Origin of the sequence: Agathobaculum faecis, from assembly GCF_014287995.1 — a bacterium.
Classification (GTDB): domain Bacteria; phylum Bacillota; class Clostridia; order Oscillospirales; family Butyricicoccaceae; genus Agathobaculum; species Agathobaculum ammoniilyticum.
In genome coordinates this window covers 1-3,912 of sequence record NZ_JACOPL010000037.1, presented here as the reverse complement: position 1 = coordinate 3,912, position 3,912 = coordinate 1, and the positions used below count along the sequence as shown (strand labels likewise).

At 56.4% G+C, this 3,912-nt stretch carries 1 protein-coding gene and 1 pseudogene; one reads left to right on the top strand and one right to left on the bottom strand.

Translation table 11 applies throughout. The features are described 5' to 3' along the window. Window positions 1–558: pseudogene (locus tag H8S45_RS15495) on the top strand (hypothetical protein); the annotation flags it as partial. A gap of 45 nt (window positions 559–603) precedes the next feature. Here the strand turns inward: H8S45_RS15495 and H8S45_RS15490 are convergent. Next, window positions 604–3,912: S-layer homology domain-containing protein (locus H8S45_RS15490; RefSeq protein ID WP_186950534.1), on the bottom strand; the 3,309-nt coding region annotated here is incomplete at its 5' end.

The window sequence follows — 3,912 nt, the reverse complement described above, 5'->3', positions numbered from 1 at the left end:
CCGGCAAACGAGCTGAAAGCGCGGTTCGACAGCAGTCCGGAGGAGCTGCGGCAGGCGGTGAACGGAATCTGCGACGAGGCTTCGCGGCTGGAGGCGCGTGTGGAGGGCATCGTGGTGGATACGTTCGGGGACACGATCGATCGGGAGATGCTCTCAGAGGAGCTTGCCGCCGAGCTGGACGCAAAAGCGACCCAGGCCGCGCTGACCAGTGAAACCACCGCGCTGAAAAACCGTGTCAGCAGCCTGGAACAGGCGATGCCAAAAAGGGCGCAGGTCATTTACGGCACCTATACGGGCGACGGGACGGAAAACCGGTTGATTTCCCTTGGTTTTAAGCCGTATCTGGTCATACTTGCGCCAACGATAGGCAATTTTGAAATGCTGGAAACGATAACGGTATGTCACAGGCTCTGCGGTGGCTCCCCTCCGGAACTTTCCGAGTCCCACCTGACGGAAAACGGCTTCCGCGTCTCCGAATCGGACAGTATGAGCATCAACCGCAGCAACAACCCCAACGAATCCGGAAAAACCTACGGTTACATCGCCTTTGGGCTGTAAAAAGGGAAAACCCCTCTCATTCGAGAGGGGTTTTCGTTATACGGATTAAACCGTCTGATTGTTCACAACCAGAGTGAGGGTGGTGCCATCCGGAGCAATAGTCGCGGTAGCAGTCTGGCCAAAGAGCTGAACTGCATCGTAGCTGCCGCCGGTGAAGGTGTAGCCTTCCGCAGCAGTCAGGATAACCTTTACAGAAACCGTATCGCCGGTAGAAACAGTTTCCGAATCGCCCAGCTTGGTGCCAGTCGTGTCAGCAGCCTTGTACCACTCGGTTACAACGTTGCCGCTGTCAACGCCCGTGCTGGAGCAGGTAGCCTGCGCCTGGGTCGGGTTCTGACTATCAGCAATCTTGGTCAGGGTAACGGTCGGAGCCGCAACCACAGCAGTAACAACCTTGATCGCCTGCTCGGTCTTCTGATCGCCCAGGGTAACAACGATCTTGTAAGCGCCAACCTTGGTGGTGGCCTTGGTCGCTACCGTAAAGGTCTTCGCCGCAGCGTTGTTGTCAGTGATCAGAGAGAGGTTGCTCTTGGTCACAGTGAAGTCAGCAGACTTGTCAGTGCCCTGACCGTCAACAACCTTTACGTCCGGGGTGAGCATCCAGGCGTTCTGGTAGCCAACCGTACCGGTGTAGGTCTTAACGGTGGCGAAAGTAGCGTCGTCCGTGGTGTCGTAGCTGGTCTTCAGGACAACGTTGCTCGCTTCCTTGTTGATGGTGAAGGTCTTGTCAACAGTCTTGCCGTCAACCGTTACCTTCAGCGTAGCGGTGCCGTCCTTCTTCGGGGTGCCCTTGATGGTCACAACGGACTTGCCGTCGCTGTCGATATCGGTAGCCGAAGCGGTCAGGCCGTCAGCGTTGCTCAGGGAAACGCGGACAGAGGTGCCCTTGTTGATGTTCTTGGTCGTAACGGTCACGTCCATATCAACGGACTCGCCAACTGCCACGTCATTGATGGAGCCGATCTTGACGTCAGAAGCGTTCGCATCCTCGCCGTCAACAACGCCGCCGGTGGTGTCAACCGTGTAAACGTCGTTGTCCAGATACTCGCCCTGATCGATGATCAGCAGCTCGATCTCGTCGTCGTTGCCGATTACCAGAGCGTTCGCCAGGTAGTCGCCGTCAACCTTCTGCGCTTCCTTGATCTCGCCGTCCTCTACGCCGATCTCCAGATCCTTGTCAGCATCGGTGTCGATGTAGAATACGTCGCTGCTGCTTACCTTGTCCAGCTCAGACTGGCTTGCGCCAACCGGCTGCTTCGCAAAGATCGCAGTATCCTTCTTGTCGTTTACGCTGGTTACAGCAGTGAACGTAATGTCAGAAGCGGTCAGATGATCCACGTCGTCAATTACCTTTACGCCGTCCTTCTCGGTGAGCGTATCGTAGCCGATAACGGTGCCCTTCGCGCGGTCGGAAGTGCTGTTCTTGTCCTCCTGAACCGTTACATTCTCAGAACCGTTCCAGAAGGTGTACTCGATCGTGCTGTTGTCTACCTTGTAGGGCTTGGTAACAATGTAGCCGTAGTTGCTCCAGGTCTTGACGATGCCGTCCAGGCTGTTGACTGCAACAGCCATAGCGCCGACGCGGTCAATGCCGCTCATGCTGCCGTAGAAGCCATAGATCTCAGAAGAGTTAATGATCTTGCCGTTAGCCAGAGCCTTGAACTGCTTGCCGGAGATCTTCTTGGAATCGTTGCCGGAAGCATCGTCGCCAATGTTGGTGGTGCGCTTCGGCAGGAACAGCAGGACTTCTGCGTCGTCGTCAATGGTGTACTTGCCCAGAGAGTTGAATGCGTTCGTGCCGGAGGTCTGCTGCGAGCCCATGTAGGTCATGTCGCCGTAGTACTCCTCGTACTTGCTGTCAGCAACGCCATCCTTCAGGGCCTCAAAGCTGTACTCGTCGCCGGATACGTCGTAGCCGTAAACGGTGCCGGTCTTCAGGTCATCCCACTTGATCGTGCTGTCGCTGTCGACCTCAACCGTCTTGGTGGTGCCGTCGAAGAACGCCAGCTTGACTTCGTTGTCGATGCCAGTGGTGCCCTTGTTGACGATCATCGCAACTTCGTCAACCTTACCGTCCGCCTTGCCGGAAACGCGCTTGACATAGAACATGATGTTGTTGACAACAACATACTCTACCTCGTTGCCAGCCTTAACGGTGTTCAGGTCGGATTCGCTTGCGGTGGACTGAACCTTCGCAGCGCCCTTGAACCAGTCGTCGCCCACGCGGTACTCGTTGTAGGTTACCTTGCTCGTGGAAACGTCGCCGCCGTCAAAGAAGATGTTAGCAGACTGGTTGTCGCGCAGGCCGTTCAGGGTGCCGGTGGACATGTCAGCCTTAACAATATCCTTGTTGTCGTTGTACAGGTTCTCGGTGATAACGACCCAGTCGTCCTTGGCGATACCGTCCGCGATGTTCTCATCCGCGGTCTTGTAGGTCTTGCCGCTGGCAATGATCTTGTCGGAAGAAGCGTAGGATACCTTGGCAACGTTGTAGGTGGTAACGTTCAGGGTATCAATCTTGCCGTTGCCGTCGGTATCGACGAACGTGTACATGTTCGGGTTCAGCTTGTTGTTGTCCAGCTCGTCGAGCGTGGTGCCTTCAGCAACCTGGCCGTCGATGTAGGTAGCGATCGCGTCGCCCTTGTTGGAGTCGTAGATGGTCTTGTTGTCCGCGTCGCCGTAGAACTCAACAGAGTAGGAGGAGCCGCCGAACTTGACCTTGTCGCCGTCCTTCTCGGTGCCGTTTGCAGCAACCGTGTAGGAGGTGTTGTCAGAGATCGCGTAGATGCCGAGGACGTTGTTGGTCTTGCCGTCCTTGAACATGACCTTGACCTTCTGGCCGAGCAGCTTGGAGTAATCCGAGCCTACCTTGGTGAAGGAAACGGTCTTGTAATCCTTGGACTGGTGGTAGTTGTCGGAATCATAGCTGCCGTCGATCTTGATGGTCAGGGAGTCCTTGCTCATCTCGGTCATGGTGCCTACGTCGTAGGACAGGCCCATGTAAGCGGAGCCGACAGTCTCCTTGATGCCGCCGTTGAGGACGTCGTCAAAGGACTGGGAATCGTCGGACCACTTCACGCGGTTGGCTTCCAGCGTGTTGTAGATCATCTGCGCGGCGTACTGACGCGGCAGGCCCTGCTCCAGGCCGGAGTTGACGTCGTCCAGCAGGCCGGCGGAGCCAGCATACTTCAGGGTGTTGGTGGACCAGTTGTGGCCTACCAGACCAGCCTTGTTTGCGTCATAACCGGTCAGAACGAGCAGCATCTTCGCAGCTTCCACGCCGGTTACGGTCGCGTCGGGCTTGAAGGTGTTGTCGCCGTAGCCGGCGATGATGCCCTGGGACTCGCAGAACTT